General features: G+C 46.4%; 14 protein-coding genes. 2 read left to right on the forward strand and 12 right to left on the reverse strand.

The window, feature by feature from the left end; all coding sequences use genetic code 11:
• Positions 1 to 308: 308 nt before the first annotated feature.
• From KNO91_RS07970 to gatC, 7 genes are all read right to left on the reverse strand, one after another.
• Positions 309 to 2,222: a UvrD-helicase domain-containing protein gene (locus tag KNO91_RS07970; protein ID WP_214817373.1), complete on the reverse strand. Its 1,914-nt coding sequence runs from the start codon at positions 2,220 to 2,222 to the stop codon at positions 309 to 311.
• 5 nt (positions 2,223 to 2,227) lie between these two features.
• Positions 2,228 to 4,213 (reverse strand): ATP-dependent nuclease, encoded by a 1,986-nt coding sequence (locus KNO91_RS07975; RefSeq protein WP_214817374.1) that lies wholly within the window; start codon positions 4,211 to 4,213, stop codon positions 2,228 to 2,230.
• A 630-nt stretch (positions 4,214 to 4,843) separates the two neighbouring features.
• Positions 4,844 to 6,205 carry a 23S rRNA (uracil(1939)-C(5))-methyltransferase RlmD gene (gene rlmD, locus KNO91_RS07980; RefSeq protein ID WP_214817376.1) on the reverse strand — a complete coding sequence of 454 codons (1,362 nt, stop codon included), beginning with the start codon at positions 6,203 to 6,205 and terminating at the stop codon, positions 4,844 to 4,846.
• Between the two features lie 55 nt (positions 6,206 to 6,260).
• Complete coding sequence (locus tag KNO91_RS07985; protein WP_214786002.1) at positions 6,261 to 7,259, reverse strand: diacylglycerol kinase; 999 nt, start codon at positions 7,257 to 7,259, stop codon at positions 6,261 to 6,263.
• Between the two features lie 63 nt (positions 7,260 to 7,322).
• Positions 7,323 to 8,753 (reverse strand): Asp-tRNA(Asn)/Glu-tRNA(Gln) amidotransferase subunit GatB, encoded by a 1,431-nt coding sequence (gene gatB, locus KNO91_RS07990; RefSeq protein WP_214817378.1) that lies wholly within the window; start codon positions 8,751 to 8,753, stop codon positions 7,323 to 7,325.
• 12 nt (positions 8,754 to 8,765) lie between these two features.
• Complete coding sequence (gene gatA / locus KNO91_RS07995; protein ID WP_214817380.1) at positions 8,766 to 10,208, reverse strand: Asp-tRNA(Asn)/Glu-tRNA(Gln) amidotransferase subunit GatA; 1,443 nt, start codon at positions 10,206 to 10,208, stop codon at positions 8,766 to 8,768.
• A gap of 11 nt (positions 10,209 to 10,219) precedes the next feature.
• Entirely contained in the window at positions 10,220 to 10,510 is a 291-nt protein-coding gene (gene gatC, locus KNO91_RS08000; RefSeq protein WP_012727041.1) for an Asp-tRNA(Asn)/Glu-tRNA(Gln) amidotransferase subunit GatC, read from the reverse strand.
• 215 nt (positions 10,511 to 10,725) lie between these two features.
• On the opposite strand from gatC, the gene KNO91_RS08005 reads away from it, so the two are divergent.
• Positions 10,726 to 12,429, forward strand: coding sequence for a methyl-accepting chemotaxis protein (locus KNO91_RS08005; RefSeq protein WP_214793619.1), 1,704 nt, complete (start codon positions 10,726 to 10,728; stop codon positions 12,427 to 12,429).
• A 35-nt stretch (positions 12,430 to 12,464) separates the two neighbouring features.
• Here the strand turns inward: KNO91_RS08005 and KNO91_RS08010 are convergent, their stop codons facing one another.
• From KNO91_RS08010 to KNO91_RS08020, 3 genes are all read right to left on the reverse strand, one after another.
• Positions 12,465 to 13,826: an alanine/glycine:cation symporter family protein gene (locus KNO91_RS08010; protein WP_214745746.1), complete on the reverse strand. Its 1,362-nt coding sequence runs from the start codon at positions 13,824 to 13,826 to the stop codon at positions 12,465 to 12,467.
• 505 nt (positions 13,827 to 14,331) lie between these two features.
• On the reverse strand, positions 14,332 to 14,769 hold the full coding sequence (gene bcp / locus KNO91_RS08015) for a thioredoxin-dependent thiol peroxidase (protein WP_214793617.1): 438 nt from the start codon (positions 14,767 to 14,769) through the stop codon (positions 14,332 to 14,334).
• 12 nt (positions 14,770 to 14,781) lie between these two features.
• Positions 14,782 to 15,585: a hypothetical protein gene (locus KNO91_RS08020; protein WP_214817382.1), complete on the reverse strand. Its 804-nt coding sequence runs from the start codon at positions 15,583 to 15,585 to the stop codon at positions 14,782 to 14,784.
• Between the two features lie 171 nt (positions 15,586 to 15,756).
• On the opposite strand from KNO91_RS08020, the gene pruA reads away from it, so the two are divergent.
• The gene (pruA, locus tag KNO91_RS08025; RefSeq protein WP_214786014.1) at positions 15,757 to 17,301 is read left to right on the forward strand and encodes an L-glutamate gamma-semialdehyde dehydrogenase; all 1,545 of its coding nucleotides are present in this window, start codon (positions 15,757 to 15,759) and stop codon (positions 17,299 to 17,301) included.
• A gap of 39 nt (positions 17,302 to 17,340) precedes the next feature.
• On the opposite strand, the gene KNO91_RS08030 is transcribed toward pruA, so the two are convergent.
• Both KNO91_RS08030 and ribH read right to left on the reverse strand, forming a co-directional pair.
• Positions 17,341 to 18,576 (reverse strand): GAF and HD-GYP domain-containing protein, encoded by a 1,236-nt coding sequence (locus KNO91_RS08030; protein WP_214817384.1) that lies wholly within the window; start codon positions 18,574 to 18,576, stop codon positions 17,341 to 17,343.
• Between the two features lie 127 nt (positions 18,577 to 18,703).
• A complete protein-coding gene (gene ribH, locus KNO91_RS08035; RefSeq protein WP_214745735.1) occupies positions 18,704 to 19,168 on the reverse strand; it encodes a 6,7-dimethyl-8-ribityllumazine synthase in 465 nt (154 codons plus the stop codon).
• Positions 19,169 to 19,171: the final 3 nt, after the last annotated feature.

Here is a 19,171-nt window from a genome sequence, read left to right on the forward strand (position 1 = left end):
ATAAAAATAAATCGTCTCTAAATTTTCTAACCAACACATTAATATCACTAAAATTCCCCAAATTTATTAAGATACATATACTTTTCAATGTACTTTCTGTTGAATCAATTAATTCGGTTCTCGCCATGAAACATCTATTGCCGTGATTAAAAAATTCACGTTACCATTTGACCATATTAAATCAGATAAATGCCAGACAAACATCAATTGTTTATATAGACTTTCAATTGTTTCTTTAAAGGCAGGATTTGACTGAATCCCCTTTGACTTTCTATCCCACTTATCAAAAGTTATTTCCATTTGCAACTCTAGTTAGATAGTATTATCTTATTAATCGTTGGAACCCCTGCAATTTCAAGTGTGTGTAAAAGCTCTGAAATCTCATCAGTAGTTTGCTTTAAATTTTCCAATTTTTTATATCTAAGTACTTCTCTTTCATTACTAACTGTAAATATTATTCTTTCTTTTGCTCTCGATAACGCCACAAAAAATGCATTTTTATCTGCTTCTCTTTGGGTAGAAAAACTCCAAAAAGCCTTGTCTTCCACACCGATAAAAATTACAGTATGATACTCTAAACCTTTACTTTTGTGAATCGTCATAATAGGAATACTATATTCTCCTATAAAATCACTAAGCAATTCTTTCATAGAAAGCCCGTTTGTATATTTTAATTTGGAAATCATCTTTTCTATCAAAGTATCTAGATAATTTCCTTGATTGTATTTAGGATAGAATGATTTAATAACACCTATGCCAAAATAATCTATAATACGTCTTAGAATATAATCAATATCTTCTTTAAATTTATTTTCATTTGTCTTAACGAAACAAATTTTAATTTCTGATAATATATTCAATAATTCTTGTTCGATAAGCGTATAATTAATACTTTCTGGATTTAAATCACTATACTTAATCTCTATAATTTCATCAATTATACTTAACCATAACTCTGGGGATTTCTCTTTATATGATAGTTCTAATACTCTTATTAAAAGTACGATTATTTCTTCTGATAAGAGTTCCTGATAATCTTTTTCTATTCTACTTTGAACATCAAATTTAGATAATGCCTCCATTAAATCAGCAGTATATATACTTTCTTGTTGTTTAACAATAATACAAAAATCTTTTGGTTTAAGTTGTTCTTCTTCAATCCATGTCTTAATATTTTCTGCTAATATTTGTGCTTCATTATAATGATTATCGAAATTCCATATTTCACAAATACCATCTTCCTCGTTCCAACTGCCAGCTGCTCTAACTTCTGGAGATTGACTACTTAAAGTCTGAGAGAAAATATTTTGTATATACACCAATTTAGGTGCCGATCTAAAATTACAAAGAAGAGAGGATTCTTCTGCACTAAAATCTGATTTAAATACTTCAAAAGCATTTGGCAATGCTCCTGCCCATCCCATAATCCTTTGCTTAGCATCTCCAACAGCTGTCATTTTTGATTGTGAGCCATCAAAAATAGTTTTTAACAATTTATACTGCAAATCTGTCGTATCTTGAAATTCATCTAAAAATATATGACTATATGTTGACCTTAACGCCTGTACAATTAAAGGATTCATACTTAGTAGATATTCAACTAATATAGTTATCATTGGAAAAGTTAATGAGCTTTTAAGAGAGCCTCTCCCTTTAATTAAGACCATCCATAATCTTTTATTGATCCAAGAATATAAATCTTCTTCAATACTTAGTATAGGTAGGCTCGTGTTCTTAACAGTATTCATTAATTGTGTTATATGATAATCATGTTGCCAGTTTGTATAGCTTGGATTTGACTCCGTTATATAAGATTTAACAATCTCATTTACATCTCTATCTAATAGCAGAATTTCATAATTTTTATGGGGTCTATACTCTTCAGGTAAACCATTTAAAAACTGGTCGAGCAAGCCTTTAGCAAATGCATCAAATGTTTTAGATTCAAACCTTGCTGATACATTTCTTCCATACCTCTGTTCAACTCGTTCATGAAGGTTTTTAGCAGCATCTGTTTTAAAGCTAATTGCTAAAATTTTCTTCGGATAAACACATTGATTTGTTTCAATCAAGTATCCTGCTTTATGAGCTAATAATTCTGTTTTTCCTGCCCCTGGACCTGCGGCTATTGCAATATTATTTTGATTTTTTATAGCTGATAAAGCCGCATCTTCTAATGAAATATTATTTGAGGGAATCCATTCAGTAGATTCGTTATTCATATAGATCACCCTTCATCTGAAAATCCAATTTTTGTTTTTATACGTTCCACTAGTCTTAAAAGTTCAGGTGGCGATTTTGAAATTAAAGTTGCACCATCGATTTCTTTTAATGCTTCAATGTGTGTACTAGGTTTTCCTCTGCCTAAAAATAATGAATTGTACCAAATCATTGCTTTATGTTCTTCAGCAGTATATGTTTTCCCTGTAGCTTTTGAACTCTTCAAGGTGGCCTGTATCGAGTCATCTAGTTTAGCTTTGTATTGGTCTGAATTTTCATCATCAATTCCTCTTGGTCCTTGAGACATTGTACTATGATACTCAGATTCAAAATTTAGCAACATACTAAAATCAATATCAAGTGGGTATGAAAAGAAAACATCTTCGTTTTCTAGTTTATTTATCCAAACATCCATATTGCCTACATTTTCAACATTTCTACTATGAAAGTTTTCCACCTCATCCATTGTGTAAATATAAGGATTTCCTCCTTTACTAACTCTTAATAACTTCGGTTTAATTCGATCATTAGCATCTAATTGCTGTAATACATATTTTATTCTTCCCCAACCTCCGCCACCTCTTTCTCTATCTAAATCTAATAAAGTAACATGAGGTATTGATAAATCATTTAACAATTTCCACATATGATTTACATGTCTTCCACCTAAAGGTACTACCGAAATATTAAAATCATCTAATAAAATATCCGATGCACTTAACAATTTTGGCAGTATTATTTCTTCACTATCCCCCTCTCCTAAAATAACTAATTTAGAAAAATATAAATCTGGGTAAGCTTTAATTGCTTCTTTAATATAGGTATGCGCTGCATCAGTTTTTTGAGGAAGTTTAATTACGTTTACTATTGATTCAGAGTCTTGAATTTGCAAATGTCTTATATTCTCTGGATCTATTTTTCCAATTATAGAAGAATTGTGTGAAGATAAAATAACCTGTGCATTTTCTTTCATAGCAATTTCTTTTAAATTCCTAACTACTCTCCCTAATAGATGCTGAGAAATATGGTTTTCTGGTTCTTCAATTGCTAAAATATTTAATAATGGCTTATCTGTCTTATGTTGATTGTTCTCTATTTCAAGTAGAGAAGACACTAATGTTATGTAAAACAAGGACTTCAATCCATCACCAAGTTCATCAACTTTCACAGTATTTCCATCGACACTTGGATTAAATAAGATTTCTACATTCTTTAAGAAATCGTCTAGTGTATTACTATTAAATTTCAAATTACTCTTTGAAAACCTTGGGTCTTTATGATACTTATTCCATTGTGCATTTAATATTTCTTGAATGCTTTTAATTCCTTCTATATCTTTGAATAACGTTTCTATAGGTGTTGTCAGGCTTTCTATATCCGCACCTAAGCTTTCAGGCCATTCTATGCCATCAAAAATCCTCCATAATAATGTCCCTGAAGCATTTTTCAATTGACTTGTAGGATTCCTCATAGCTGGTACATACATCATTTGTATTAAGTTTCTGTGATGAATTGGAACTTTAACGAAATCTTCGTCATTTTCAGTCTGACCATATGGAACTTTGACATAGTATAATTCTTGTTCTATGTTCCCTTCAGGGCTTGTTCCTTGAATCCACTTCCCAATTAATCTTATCCTTAAATAAGGCGGCTTGCCCGATTGTTCAACCACTAAGTGTTTAATAAATTCTGGGATAGTTACTATTTCTTCAGGATCCTTAATTTCCAATTCTGGAAATTCCACTTTAGCTTCTATTAACATACTTTTTTCTAGATCTGTTGACGTTGGTGTAGATTCTGGTACGTGAAAATCTGTTTTAATTAAAGTACGGTCAGAGTTTTTTTGTCCAAAAAGTCGTAGTAGTGCTAATATTAAGCTTGTTTTCCCTGCACTATTTCCACCGATTAACGCTGTTAAATCATCAACGTTAACTTTCTGCATATTATTACCAAAAGATTTAAAATTAGTTATATGTAATTCAGAGATTCTCAAGTTATAATCCACCTTTTAATATATATTTTTTACTATATTATAAATCATAAGGCTATAATTAAGTGAATTTTCTTAATATATTCCATTTAAGATACATAAAATTTTATAGAATATACATAAAAAAAGTGACTAACACATTTACCCTTCTCTTCTCGTAATATAGTAAAAATCACTCAATTAACATCATCTGTATCGTTCCGTTTTTCCGAAAACTATCTAGGTATTTTCGGAAAAACGGAACGATTTAACACTAAGAAAAAAGCAGTAAATCTATTGTTAGATGAAAATATCGATAAAGATGATTATGAAAAAAATTAAACTCACAGATTGATCAATTAAAGGCTAAAAACTAAATGAGCTTGTAGAAAACGACAGTACAACTGCTGTAGATCGACAAGAATTAAAAGCCTATATTCAAGCACAATTGAATCCAAAACAACTGTTAACAGAACTTACACCAGACATTATGCTCGCTTTATTCATAAAATAACAGTAAAAGCAGACGGCCAATTAGAGGTGCATTATCGCACTTCTAAACCGTCTGCTTTTTATGTTTCAACAAATATTGAGTTAGCTATTTCAAAGACATTCCTGAGTATTGGACATGTAAAAACCATGCTTAAATTAGGATTAGTCGACCAGTTCAAGCCACGCCACCGTCTCCACATGCGCCGTATGCGGGAACATGTCGACCGGCGTCACCTCCATTAAACGATAGCCACGGTCGGCGAGATAACGCATATCGCGAGCCTGCGTCGCGACGTTACAAGAGACGTACACGATCCGCTTCGGTCCCATCTCGACCATCGTCTCGAGGAACGACTCAGCACAGCCTTTTCGTGGTGGGTCGACGACGATCACGTCCGGATTTACGCCGTCTTTCTTCCACTGCGGGAGCACGTCTTCCGCCGCTCCACATGCGTACGTCACGTTATCCATCTCATTGACGAGCGCGTTCTGTTTCGCATCCTCGATGGCTTCTGGTACGACTTCAACGCCGTACACATGAGCCGCTTTTCGGGCGAGGAACAGACTGATCGTCCCGATACCACAATATGCATCGACCACTTGCTCCGTACCTGACAACTGTGCGTACTCCAGTGCTTTTCCGTACAGCTTCTCCGTTTGGACCGGATTGACTTGGAAGAACGAGTGCGGGGAAATCGTGAACGTCAGTCCTGCGATTTTATCCTCAATCGTCTCATGGCCGTAGAGCAACTTGTTCGTCGCTCCGAGGATGACGTTCGTCTTGTCCGGGTTGACGTTTTGCATGATCGACGTCACGTCCGGAAGACGCTCGACGATGTCGGCGACGATTTCATTCACACCTTTTAGTTTCGTCGTCTTCGTGATGAGGACGATCATGAGTTCACCCGAATGATATCCATATCGGGCCATGACGTGACGGATGACCCCACGTCCGGTCTTCTCGTCATACGCCGGCACACCACGTGCATCTAACACGTCGCGAACGACTTGAACGGCTTTGTCATTGCGCTCATCTTGAATCAAACATTCGCTCATCTCAACGATGTCATGCGAACGTGGGCGATAGAAGCCCGAGACGAGATGGTCTCCTTCTTGTTTGAACGGGACTTGAGCCTTGTTGCGGTAGCGCCATGGCTCCGGCATGCCGATTGTGTCATGTACTGGCACGTCGAACTGACCGAGGCGCTTGAGCGCATCGACGACGCGTTCCCGTTTCTGGCGAAGTTGTCCTTCATAGCTGAAGTGTTGCAGCTGGCAGCCGCCACATTGATAAAAGATCGGGCACGGCGGCTCGACGCGGTCCGCGCTCGCTTCTTTCACGTTCAACAATCGGGCGAACCCGTACTGCTTGTTCGTCTTCGTCACGACGATTTCGACCGTCTCTCCTGGTAACGCGTTCGGAACGAACAGCGTATAGCCATCGACACGTGCCACACCCGCCCCTTCATGGGTCAAGTCGTGGACGTGGACATCGAGACGATCATTCTTTTTCACTGGTAGCATACGAATGCTCCTTCCATTGCAAATAGGAATGACTGATGTCGTCATTCCTATCTTTTCACTCTGCTTTATCGAGCGAAACATTGAACAATTGCTTGATCATCTGTTCGCGTTCATATTGTGCATTCAAATCTTCCATCTCGCGGATTCGGGCGTTCGGTGCGAGTACCGTCAAGTGACGGAACAAGTTCCGCATCTCGCCGGTGCACTCCCCGCCGTACTCGCCGTCGATGTTGAGACTCATCGGTTCTGTCGTCTTCATCTTGACGCGGCTCGTCTTCACATGTTCGACGAGCGAGCTTGATAAATGCTCCCCACGGAGGAGAAGACGGACGACATGGATGAATTCGAACAAGTTACATTTCCGAAGGATGAACAGGTCGAACAACCCGTCATTCAACGACGCATGGGGTGAGATTTTTTCAAAACCACCGACCGAGTTCGAGTTCGATGTGAGGAAGACCATGACTTCTCCTTGGAACGTTCCTTCATCGTGCTCGAGCTCGATATACGTCGGTTTGATGAGCGGTAGTTTCTCCATCCCCTTCACGTAATAGGCGAGCTGACCGAGTGCCGTTTTTAACTTCGATGGCACTTCATACGAAAGTTCGGTCATGATCCCGCCACCAGCGATATTGATGAAATAGTGGATGTCACCTTTCTCGCCTTCAATCTCCCCAAGGTCGACGGGCATCTCGAACCCGTCACAAATGACGTCGAGTGCACCGACGACGCTGAGCGGAATTCGCATCGCCCGGGCAAAATCGTTCGTCGTCCCGACCGGAATGAGCCCGATCGTCGGACGGTTCTCAAGCGGTGCAAGCCCTGAGATGACTTCATTCAATGTCCCGTCTCCACCTGCGGCGATGATGAGATCGAATTCGGCCGCCGAGGCCCGTTTTGCTTCGAGCGTGGCATCACCAATCGCTTTCGTCGCATACGTCGACGTCTCATAACCCGCATCCTCGAGGCGGTTCAAAATGTACGGGAGTTCCCGTTTGATCACTTCTTTACCAGATGTCGGGTTATAAATGACCCGCGCACGTTTCCGTTGCATATTGATTCTCTCCCCTGTGCTCAACTCGAGCGAAAAGCGAGACACAAGTGTCTCGCCGCCTGCTTAGCGTTTTGCGATCTCTTCGTGGAACAAGCCATCGAGGAGTGCCGGGTTCGCCATCCCTTTCGTCTGTTTCATGATTTGCCCGATGATGAAGCCTTTCGCACGGTCTTTCCCGTTCTTGAAGTCTTCGATCATTTGCGGATGTGCCTCGAACAATTCGAGGATGTAGCCGCGGAGCAAGTTCTCGTCCGAGATTTGGGCGAGACCGTTCGCTTCGACATACGCTTTCGGCTCTGCGCCCTCTTCCATCATCGCTATGAAGACACGCTTCGCAATCTTCGATGAAATCGTGCCTTCCGCGATCAAGCGGATGAGTTCTGCGAGTGATTCCGGCGTCAACTTCATCGTCTCGACCGTTTCATCCGACTTGTTCAAGTGACCGAGTACTTCACCCATGAGCCAGTTCGCTGCTGCCTTCGGTTCAGCCCCAGCCGCTGTCGTCGCTTCAAAGAAGTCCGAGAACTCACGCGTCGACGTGAGGGCTTTCGCATCGTATGCCGAGAGACCGTATTGGCTCATGTAGCGTTCACGACGTGCTGCCGGCATCTCTGGGATCGTCGCGCGAATGCGCTCTTTCCATGCCTCATCGATTTCGAGACGGACGAGGTCCGGTTCTGGGAAGTAGCGGTAGTCCGCTGCCCCTTCTTTGACACGCATGAGAATCGTCTTTTTCGCTGCCTCATCATAGCGAAGCGTCTCTTGACGCATGACGCCGCCTGAGAGAAGCAATTTACGATGACGCGTCTCTTCAAAGTCGAGTGCCTTCAAGACGTTCGAGAACGAGTTCAAGTTCTTAAGCTCTGTCTTCGTCCCGAACTTCTCTTGCCCGTATGGACGGACCGAGATGTTACAGTCACAACGAAGCGATCCTTCTTCCATCTTGACGTCCGAGACGCCAGCGAATGAGAGGACCTCTTTCAAGCGTTCGAGATACGCGACCGCATCTTTCGGCGAACGCATATCCGCTTCACTGACAATCTCGATGAGTGGTGAACCGGTCCGGTTGAAGTCGACGACCGAATGTTTCTCGCCCGTATGGTTCATCTTCCCAGCATCTTCTTCCAAGTGCACGCGCTCGATGCGGAATCGTTTCATCTCTCCGTCCACTTCGACGTCGACGTGACCGTTCGAGCCGATCGGCTTGTCAAACTGCGAGATTTGATATGCTTTCGGCGTGTCAGGATAGAAGTAGTTCTTGCGGTCAAACTTTGTATCTGTTGCGATCTCACAATTGAGTGCCATCGCCGCTTTGATCGCGAGATTGACCGCTTCTTCGTTCAATTTAGGCAAGACGCCCGGGTGTCCAAGACAAATCGGACACGTCTGTGTATTCGTTTCGGCACCGTAAGTGCGTGAGCAGCCACACCAAATCTTCGACTTCGTGCTCAGCTCGGCGTGCACCTCGATCCCGATGATCGTTTCAAAGTTCATCGTACGTCCTCCTTAGAGCTGTGGCATCTTGAAACCGCCGTTTGCTTGTTCAAAAGCATGGGCCACGCGGTAAAGTGTTGATTCATCAAAGTAGTTCCCGATAATTTGAAGACCGACCGGAAGTCCTTCTGAGAGACCTGCCGGGACCGAGATTGCCGGGATGCCGACCAAGTTGACCGGAATCGTCATGATATCGTTCGCATACATCGTGAGCGGATCGTCGAGCTGTTCGCCAAGTTTGAACGCTGTCGTCGGTGCCGTAGGTCCAACGATGGCATCGTACTCTTCGAACACTTTCGCGAAGTCCTGTTTCATGAGGGTACGGACTTGTTGTGCCTTCTTGTAGAACGCATCGTAATAACCCGAGCTGAGCGCATATGTCCCAAGCATGATCCGGCGTTTGACCTCATCGCCGAATCCTTGTTCACGCGAATACGTGAACACTTCGTCGAGCGTGTCCACTTCGGCGCGGCGTCCATAACGGATTCCGTCGAAACGAGCCAAGTTCGAAGAGGCTTCTGACGATGCGAGCAAGTAGTAAGCCGAAAGTGCGTACTTCACGGATGGGATGGATACCGTCTCGATTGTCGCACCGAGAGACTTGAGTGTCTCGATTGCTTTTTCGATTTGTTCGCGGACACCTGGCGCGACGCCTTCTGCCATGAACTCTTCTGGAAGGGCGAACTTCATCCCTTTCAAATCTTGGTTAAGTGCTGCCGTATAGTCAGGCACCTCAACCTCGGCTGACGTCGAATCCATGTCGCAATGTCCTGCAATCGTATTCAATAAGTAAGCATTGTCTTCAACGGTACGCGTGAGCGGACCGATTTGGTCGAGTGAAGACGCGAAGGCAACGAGGCCGAAGCGCGAGACGAGACCGTATGTCGGTTTCATACCGACGACACCGCAATAAGCGGCTGGTTGACGGATCGAACCACCCGTATCCGAACCGAGGCTAAAGAGGACTTGCCCAGCTGCGACCGATGCCGCTGAACCGCCTGAAGAACCTCCTGGTACACGTGTCGGGTCCCATGGGTTACGGACCGGTTTGAACGCCGAGTTCTCGTTCGATGAACCCATCGCAAACTCGTCCATGTTCAACTTCCCGATCGTGACAGCGCCGGCGTCGTGAAGACGCTCCACAACTGTCGCATCGTGTGCCGGGACGAAGTTCTCGAGGAACGTCGAGGCACATGTCGTGCGCATCCCTTTTGTGACGATGTTATCTTTTACGCCGATTGGCATACCGAAGAGCGGATCGTCTGAAGTTTTCGCGAGCTCATCCATGCGTTTCGCTTGCTCGAACGCATCTTCATTGAGCGTCAAAAACGCACCGATTTTTTCATCCGTCGCTTCGATACGATCGAATGACTCTTTGACGAGGTCCGTGACCGTGACTTCGCCTTCTTTTAATAGCGTATGCAATTTCGCTACACCGTGGTCAAATAAACTCATGAAAGGCCTCCTTACTCAAAGACCGCAGGGACACGGACTTGACCGTTCTCCCAGTCAGGTGCCATCCGTTCGACTTCCTCACGTGGAAGCGATGGACGAACCTCGTCTTTGCGTAGTACGTTTTTCAAATCTAGGGCATGGGTCGTCGGTTCGACGCCCGTTGTATCCAGCTCATCGAGTTGCTCGGCGAACTCGAGAATTTTTGTCAATTGCTCCGTGAAGTGCGTCACTTCTTCATCCGTGATCGCAAGTCGGGCAAGTCCGGCGACGTGCCGAACTTCAGCTTCTGTAATACGAGCCAAAATTCCCACCTCCAACAGTTTTCAATACATCGTTCATTATCATACCACTTTTTCAGAAGACAAAAAAGGAAATCTATCTCGTTCTAAATTGTCTCATTTTTATGAAACTAGGGGAATCCACCCCGAATATTGACCCGCTTTCGAAATCAGCTATACGGTCGGCGACGGATTCTGATTATGCTTATGATAGAAACGATTCGTTAAGGAGGAATCATATGTCGATCCGAAATAAACTAATCACCGCTTTCAGCATCATGTTTGTGTTGCTTCTTGGTGTAAGCGGTTACTCTTGGTATGCCTTGAACGCCTCAAAAGCGGCTCAAGAAGATATGACCGTTTCCTGGGTACCGGGGATGGACCAGATTCATCAAGTCGATAAACAATTGCTCGAAATTCGCCGCCATCTCATTCGCCACGCCCTCGTCGATGACGCGGTGACGAAACAAAATATCGAGCGAGACATCCAAGCGTCCGTCGCCATCTTAGAGCAACGGATGGATGGATATGAAGCGACGATTATCATGGAAGAGGATCAACAGCTCTTCGATCAAGCAAGTTCCGATTGGGCCAACTTCCAGACCGTCATGAATGAACTTATCCGTATTTCAAATGAAGAAGGTACAGAAGCTGCGGAAGCGTACATTCGTGACACGGCTACCGCTAGTGCGGACACCCTCTCGAATTCGCTTGGCCTCCTCGTCAACCTGAACCGGGAAGCGATTCAGACAGACACGGCCGCAGCAGCTGAAATGTTTGAACAGGTTCAGCTGACGCTCCTCGTTGTTCTCGGGGTCGCTGCCGTCATGACCATCCTCATGATGCTCTTCATCTTCCGTTCCATCTTTGAGCCGCTCAAAGAGTTCAAGACGAAGATGCACGAACTCGCGACGAGCGAGGGGGATTTGACGACGTCGATTCCTGTGAAGCGCCGCGACGAGTTCGCTGGACTTGCCCGTGACTTCAATCAGTTCATCGCCAACTTGCGTCAGTTGATCCTTCAAGTAAACGACGTCACAACGGGTGTGACGAAACAATCGACACATATGTATGAAGAGTTGAAAGAACTCGACACGTATATGACGACGACCGCCGCAACGACGGAAGACTTGACCGCCGGGATGCAACAGACCGCGGCAAGCGCGCAAGAAATGAATGCGTCTGCATCCGATATGGAACGGACGATTCACCACATCGTGACCATGGCCGATGAGCGCAAAGTCGAAGCGAAACAAATCGATGAACGCGCCCTCTCCCTTAAATCACATGCGGTAGAGGCGAAGGAGAACGCGATTAGCGTCCTTCACTCAACACGCACGAACTTGGAGAAAGCGATGCAAGACGCGAAAGCTGTACGGGAAATCGCGACCCTCACGAATGACATCCTTGATATCGCCGCCCAAACGAACCTGTTATCGCTAAACGCCTCCATCGAAGCAGCACGTGCCGGTGAGGCCGGTCGTGGATTCGCCGTCGTCGCCGATGAGATTCGTAAACTCGCCGAAACGAGCCGGGCGACCGTCGAACGCATCCAAGCAATCTCGACGACCGTTCTTCATTCGGTCGACCACTTGAATGAAAGCTCCGGGCAGATGCTTCACTTCCTCGATACGAATGTCTTGAAAGACTACGACCAACTCGAGGAGGCAGCCGGACAATATAGCGAGGACGCAGGTCGCTTCGAGACGACCGCGACCGAGTTCGCCGCTGCTGCGGGTGAACTTGAGCAATTGACATCGAACATGATCGGTGTCATTCAAGACGTGGCGACGACCGTCAACAACGGAGCGCTCGGTACACAGGAAATCGCTGAAAAAGTAACGCTGTCCGTCGATCGCTTCGCTGAATTGAACCGCGCGACCGAACAGTCGCAACAAAAGATGGAAGAACTCGATTCATTGATTCGACAATTCAAGGTATGAAAATAACCCGCCGACACGTGTCGGCGGGTTTCTCATTAGGCGGCAGATTGCACCGCTTCTTTTTTTCGTTCGAGTTCGAATCGTTTTGTCTCGGCGACGACGACACCTGATAGGAACAAGAGTCCAATCAAGTTCGGAATCGCCATGAGACCGTTGAACACATCCGAGATGGACCAAATCAAATTTAAGTTCGTCGTCATTGCACCGAGCCCTGCGACTAAAATATAGAGGACACGATACGGGACGATGACTTTTTCCCCAAGTAAATAGTACGCGGAACGTTCCCCGTAATAACACCAGCCAAGGACGGTGGAATAGGCGAAGAAGACGAGTGAGACCGTCACGATGATTTCACCGATTGGTCCTAAGAAATAAGCGAATGACGCTTGCGTCAAGGCAATTCCTTCAAGTCCTTCCGTATATTGACCACCCATGACAATCGTGAGTCCGGTAATCGAACAGACGATGAGCGTATCGATCAAGACCTGTGTCATCGAGACGAGTGCTTGTCGTCCCGGGAAATCGGTTTTTGCTGCCGCTGCCGCGATCGGTGCAGATCCAAGTCCTGCCTCATTAGAGAACACACCGCGCGCGACCCCGTAGCGAATCGCGGCACCTAACGCACCCCCACCGATAGCTTCGGCACTGAATGTGCTCGAGAACATCGTCGATAAGGCACCCGGTACCAATTCGAGGTTCATGATAAGAATCACGAGCCCACTTCCGACATATGCAAGAATCATGAACGGGACAAAAATCCCGACGACTTTCCCGATCGATTTGACACCACCTAAAATGACAAACGCCGTCACCGCCATCATGACGATTCCTGTCACAACCATTGGGACGTTGAACGAATTGTTCAAGGCGAGACTGATTGAGTTCGTTTGTACCCCGTTCCCAATCCCAAAGGCTGCGACTGATGCGAATAAGGCAAACAACATGCCTAGCCACTTTTTCTTTAGCCCGTGTTCTAAGTAATACATCGGCCCACCGGCAATTTCGCCTCGTTCATCGACGACACGATATTTGACCGCAAGGATGGCCTCCGCATATTTCGTCGCCATTCCGACAAAACCAGATAACCACATCCAAACGACTGCACCCGGTCCCCCGAGGACGATTGCCGTCGCGACACCGACCATGTTTCCGGTACCGACCGTGGCCGCTAAAGCCGTCATCAACGCTTGGAAATGCGAGATGTCCCCACGTTGTTTCTTCTTCGGTTTCTCATTCTTTGGAATAAAGGCCTCTTTCAAGCCGACACCAAGCCTTGTCACTTGAATAAAGCCGAGACGGACGGTCAGGAAAATCCCTGTCCCGACGAGTAAGATTAATAAATGTGGCCCCCAGACGAGATTTGATAAACTCGACAGCCAACTTTCAATTTGATTCACCGTGTTGCTCTCCTCCTACGTTCTTGATTTGAGCGCTCTCCTATATTTTTCAGAACATTCACAATCGAGTCAAGGCGCCACACCCGAAGAAAGCGTTTTCACAGCGTTATGTAATTGTAATATTCTCCCTGAACCCTTGTTCTCATACGCTTTTTAAAATTTATTTCGAAATATGATTGTAATATACCTCCGCACTAAGAAGCACCGATTTCACAATCAATATGAATCGTTAATCGATGGACTACATCTCGATCAGAAATGGGTCGGATGTAAAAGTACAAAGACCTCTCGTGTCGGATTGAGAGGAGTGACCAAGTACAGCCAGGCGAGACTCCTGAGAGAATAGCAAGCAAAGTGAGACCCAGCAACGACCGAAAGTCGCGATGCGGCTCACTGCTTGCCCCTAGGAAAGCGAGCCGTGCCTGGATTGGTCAAAAAAAGACTGTAGACCTATAGTTTGTCTACAGTCTGAAACCGCTCGAGGCGATTCCTCCAGTTGCTCGTTTTACGAATGAATTGCAGACACGACTTCCTCGACGTGTCCCTTCACTTTGACATTACGCCACTCTTCTTGAATGTAGCCGTCCTCGTTGATCAGGAAAGTTGAACGGACGATACCGTAGTACTCTTTCCCGTAATTCTTCTTCAATTGCCAGACACCGTACAACTCAGACACTTCGTGATCTTCATCGACGAGCAAGTCGAAAGGCAACTCATTCTTGGCGATAAAATTCTGGTGCTTCTTTTGGCTGTCCGCTGAAATTCCGATGACGACCGCACCTTCCATCTTCGGCATCGCATCGCGGAAATCACATGCCTCCGTCGTACAACCGGGTGTCGAGTCACGCGGATAAAAATACAAGACGACTTTCTTTCCTAAATAGTCTTTTAACGAGACCATCTCTCCGTTTTGGTTCGGTAATGAAAATGTTGGTGCGAGCATCTGTTTTCCTCCTTAACCGAACGACGGGTCGACGAGTTGTTCGTCAAAACCATCGATCGCTTCCTCTAGTTTTGTCTTTAACGGGTCGAGTGCTTCGATATACTCGATCGGGTCTTCGGTGGCGGCCGCTTCTCGAAGCGACGCCTCATTGTCGGTGTACCACTTCTCGTACGCTTTAAAGTAATCGGCCATGATCGCTTGGTTCTCTTCGACCGTCAACGTCTCCGCCATCAGAAGAAAGACATTATTGTCCGATTCTAAAGCTGTATAGTCGGTCTGTGCATTGACTCGGTCGTAAATCGGACCTGCCTCATCTTCCGGAACTTCCGCAAGACGGGCGTTCGCTTCCGCGTTGACCCCATATTCGTTTGCCTGTATCCCGATGAGAAGTTCCCCGACTTCAGCGATCACGTCCTCTGGTAACGCGGTCGGCGTGATGACGAGCGACCAGTCCTCCCCATCCTTCACAGCAACTTTACTGAGGCGGTTCGGGAGCGGATTGCCGTCTTGGTCGACCATTTCATGGACGAGAAACGCCACGTCCTCGTCCTCGTTGACCCAACTCTCATAGATATCTCCTGGGGCAAGCTGACGCGTGACAGCGCCGGTCGCCGGGATGTCGGTCAAGCGACCCGCATAATCGATGGCCGTGAGCGCCTCGGCATCGCCCGACTCGAGCGCCGCTTGATAGTCCGCATACACTTCTGTAACAGCATCCGGCAATGCGCGTTTCGTTTCTTCTACAACCGCCTCTTCGTCGTTCCCACATGCCCCGAGCGTGAAGACGAGGAGAAGCGGAATGAGCCATTTTTTCATGTTGTTCGTCCTTTCTAAAGCCGTGTTCTCCCCCATCCTACCATGTCTCGAATCGTCGCTCCAATGGCATGTGTTTCTGGAAAATTGTTTCACTAGGATTTCTACGATAATTTCGATACAATACAGACGTAAGCGCTTTAACGCTCAACATCACTTTAAGGGGGAACGAGAATGATTCCATACAAACATGAACCATTCACAGACTTTACACAAAAAGAGAATGCCGATGCGATCCAAGCGGCAATCGAGAAAGTGAACGGTGAGCTTGGGAAAGACTATCCGCTCGTAATCGGTGGGGAAAAGGTTACGACGGAAGGAAAAATCACGTCTTACAACCCAGCGAACAAAGAAGAAGTGATTGGTCGCGTCTCGAAAGCGAACCAAGAGCTCGCAGAACGTGCGATGCAAGAAGCACTCACAGCGTTCGACTCATGGCGCCACGTAGACCCAGCTGTCCGTGCAGACGTCTTGTTCAAAGCGGCGAACATCGTCCGCAAACGTAAGCACGAGTTCTCGGCTTATCTCGTCAAAGAAGCTGGTAAGCCATGGAACGAAGCGGATGCGGATACGGCAGAAGCAATCGACTTCATGGAATACTATGCACGTCAAATGCTCGAACTCAAGCCAGGTAAGAAAGTCGAGAGCCGTCCAGGCGAATATAACCGTTATGACTACATCCCACTCGGGGTCGGGATCGTCATCAGCCCATGGAACTTCCCGTTCGCAATCATGGCCGGTACAGCTGTCGCGGCAATCGTTGCCGGTAACACGATTCTCTTGAAGCCAGCTTCGACGACACCAATCGTCGCTGCGAAATTCGTCGAAGTGATGGAAGAAGCAGGTCTTCCAAAAGGCGTGCTCAACTTCATCCCAGGACCTGGCGCAGAAGTCGGTGACTACCTCGTCGACCATCCGAAGACACGCTTCATCAGTTTCACAGGCTCACGTGATGTGGGCTTGCGCATCAACGAGCGTGCTTCTAAATTGAACGAAGGTCAAATCTGGCTCAAACGCGTCATCGCAGAGATGGGCGGAAAAGATACAATCGTCGTCGACGAGTCAGCGGATCTCGAACTCGCTGCACAATCGATCGTCAAATCGGCATTCGGTTTCTCAGGTCAGAAATGTTCAGCTTGTTCACGTGCCGTCATCGTGGACAGTGTGTATGACACGGTACTTGACCGCGTCGTCGAACTTACGAACGAACTCTCTGTCGGCAACACAGAGAAGAATGAACACTTCATGGGACCTGTCATCGACGCAGCGGCCTTCAAGAAAATCACATCGTATTTCGATGTCGCTAAAGAAGAAGGACGCATCGTCGCTGGCGGAAACGCGGATGATTCAACAGGCTACTTCATCGAGCCGACAGTTGTCGCAGACGTCGACCCGAAAGCGCGTCTCATGCAAGAAGAGATCTTCGGACCTGTCGTTGCGTTCACAAAAGCGAAAGATTTCAAAGAAGCGATCGATATCGCGAACAACACAGAGTACGGCTTGACTGGTGCGGTGCTTACGCGTGACCGCGCGAACCAAGAGTTCGCTCGCCAAAACTTCCACGTCGGTAACCTTTACTTCAACCGTGGTTGCACTGGCGCAATCGTCGGTTACCAGCCATTCGGTGGATTCAACATGTCAGGAACGGATTCAAAAGCAGGTGGTCCGGATTACATCCAACTCCACATGCAAGCGAAAACGACATCTGAAACGTTCTAATCAACAAGGAGACGTTCCCTCGAGGGAGCGTCTCCTTTATTAGTGTGCTTTAAAAGTCTGATCGAACATGATGGCCATCTCTTCTTGATGGAGCAAAAACAGGTCAAATAACGTCGGATCGAACGCTCCATTCATGTCTTTCATCGCGACAATCGTATCGTCATGGGAGAAGGCCGGTTTATACGGGCGAACCGTCCGTAACGCGTCATAGACGTCGATGATGGTGACGATTCGTGCCGCAAGTGGGATTTCTTCCCCTTTCAAGCCTTTAATATATCCCGTCCCGTCCCAACGTTCATGATGATAGAGGGCAATCTGGTAAGCCATCTGGATAAAGTAGTTATGAGGAAACTGTGTTTGTAAATCCTTCAACACCTCGCCCCCGACGCGCACATGATCTTTCATGAATACCCATTCCTGATCGGATAGCTTATTCGCCTTCAATAAGATCGCATCCGGGACAGAGATCTTTCCGATATCATGAAGCGGTGCCGCGAGTCGAATCCCTTCGATGAAAAGAGGAGACACATCCGGATGATGGTGATCATATAAAATCGTCGCAAAGAGCGTCGACAAATCCTGCACCCGCTCGATATGGTTCCCCGTCTCATTGTTGCGGAGTGCTGACAGGCGTAACAATGTACGGACGAGTCCTTCTTGATAATCGATCATTTCTTTTTCCCGCTCGGCAAGGATACGCTGTGCTTCTTCGCGTCCCGCCTCGATCCGATGTCGTTCAACCGCCCCGAGAAGTGCATTACTGAAGTCTTGCAGTGCCTGTTGTTCGTATTCCGTGTACGTCCGTTCCGAGACGACGGAATCAAACCCGACAAACCCTTGGCACGTCTTCCCTTGCATCATCGGGACTGCGAGCAGACTTTGAATGGATTGCGGTTCGAGAATCCCGCGGACGGCACTATTTTCTGGTAAATCAGCCACGCGCGGAATATACATCGTCTCACCCGCGACATGGGTGTTGACCCATTCGGGCAACACATCGATTGGCACGTCTTGAAGATTGTCCATTTCGGCGGTGATGCCTTCGGCGCACCACTCGAACGTGTTGTGACAAACCTGGTTCGTGAAATCGTAATCGAAGACATAGACGCGGTCGACCGCGAAATAATGTCCAAGTTCGGCTAGCGACTGGTCAACCCGCTTTTTGAAATCCGCAATCTCTGTTGTTAAAAAGCGATTGAGGAGTGACGAAAGCAGGTGATGGAGTCGCTCTTGTTGTTGTAACTGTAACGTCAATGATTCATGCGAAGTTGCCATGTGCCAAACCTCCCTTATTGTCTGAAATGAAATCAATCGTTCCATGAGTTTATTTTACCCAATTTTCAGTCTTTTTACCCTGCTTATCCCAATTGAAAAACCGGGTGACGATTCACCCGGTTCGACATCACACTTGCTTCAATAAGTTCGCCATCTCAATGGCCGACGTCGCCGCTTCCCAACCTTTGTTTCCTGCTTTCGTACCAGCCCGTTCAATCGCCTGTTCGATTGTTTCCGTCGTCAATACGCCAAAGATGACCGGGACCTCCGATTGATAACTCGCTTGCGCGATTCCTTTGGCCGCTTCGTTACACACATAATCAAAGTGCGGGGTTGCGCCACGGATGACGGCACCGAGCGTGATGACCGCATCATATTTTTGACTCATCGCCATTTTTTTCGCAACGAGCGGGAGCTCGAACGCACCCGGGACGAAAGCGAGCGAGACGTCCTCTTCTTTCACGCCGTGACGCTTCAGCGCATCCTTCGCTCCATCGAGTAGACGCATCGTAATCAAGTCGTTAAATCGTCCGACGACGATTCCAATCTTTAAGCCTTCTCCAACTAAGTTTCCTTCAAATGTATATGTCATCTC

This window comes from Exiguobacterium sp. s59, from assembly GCF_018617475.1.
In the GTDB taxonomy this organism is placed as follows: Bacteria; Bacillota; Bacilli; order Exiguobacteriales; family Exiguobacteriaceae; genus Exiguobacterium; species Exiguobacterium aestuarii.